This window comes from Streptomyces beihaiensis (assembly GCF_026274175.1).
In the GTDB taxonomy this organism is placed as follows: domain Bacteria; phylum Actinomycetota; class Actinomycetes; order Streptomycetales; family Streptomycetaceae; genus Streptomyces; species Streptomyces beihaiensis.
On the sequence record NZ_JAPHNL010000215.1, the window covers coordinates 1 to 938 of the forward strand.

1 protein-coding gene is annotated in these 938 nt (G+C 75.4%); it reads right to left on the reverse strand.

The genetic code is table 11. The annotated features are described in order from the left end of the window. Positions 1–841, reverse strand: an 841-nt coding sequence (locus tag OFY01_RS17430; RefSeq protein WP_266600934.1) for a sigma-70 family RNA polymerase sigma factor, incomplete at its 3' end; no start/stop codon positions are given. Between the last annotated feature and the right edge of the window lie 97 nt (positions 842–938).

Below are 938 nucleotides of genomic sequence, written 5' to 3' on the forward strand. Positions count from 1 at the left end.
CCGCTGCCGCCGCGCCGGCCCCGGCACCGGCCGCGCCCGCGGCGCCACCACCGATGAGCGCGGCCGCCTTGGCGTACCCGGCGGCGCCGAACCAGCCGATGACCGCGATCGGCACGACCCCCGGGATGCCGCTGGCGACTTCCTTGAGCTGGGTCGCCGCCAGGCGGCACTTGGCGCACTCCTCCAGGTGCTTGCGCAGGCCGCGCTCGGCCCGGGTGCGCAGGCTGCCGCGCGCGTACGCGCCGAGCCGGTCCGCGTAGCGGGCGCACTCCTCGGAGTCGGCGAGCGTGGTGGAGACATGGGCCTGGATGTAGGCCTCTTTGAGGCCCTCACGGGCCCGCTTGGCCAGCACGCGCGTGCCGTTGGCGTCCAGGCCGAAGAGGGTGGCGACCTCGCTGGGAGACTCGTCCTCGACCTCCGTGTGCCACAGGACCGCCTGCCAGCGCTCGGGCAGCGACCGGAAGGCCTGCATGGCCAGCGTCTGCTCGGCCTCGTGCATGGCGCGGACATCGGCGCCCAGTTCGAGGGTGTCGTCGTCGCGGACCTCGTTGGAGCGGGCGGCCTGCTGGGCGAAGACCGCGAAGTCGTCGACCAGATGCTCCCGCTTGGCCGACTTCGTCCAGCCCGCCGCGACCCGGCGCACCGTGGTCAACAGGTAGGCGCGTACCGCGTGTTCGGGCCCGCTGCCGCCGCGTACGGCGCCGAGCATGCGGGCGAACACCTCGGCGGTCAGGTCGTCGGCGGTGTGCGCGTCACGGCAGCAGGTGCGGGCGTAGCGGCGCACCGCGGCGGCGTGCCTGCGGTAGAGCTCCTCGTAGGCGGCGTCGTCGCCCGCACGCATCCGCGCGATCAGGTCCGCGTCGGGCGCGGCGTCGCGCGAAGTCGGCGGCACGGCTCCCGACGCACCACCGGCGGTGACCGTGCCCGCGGCGTCGGCG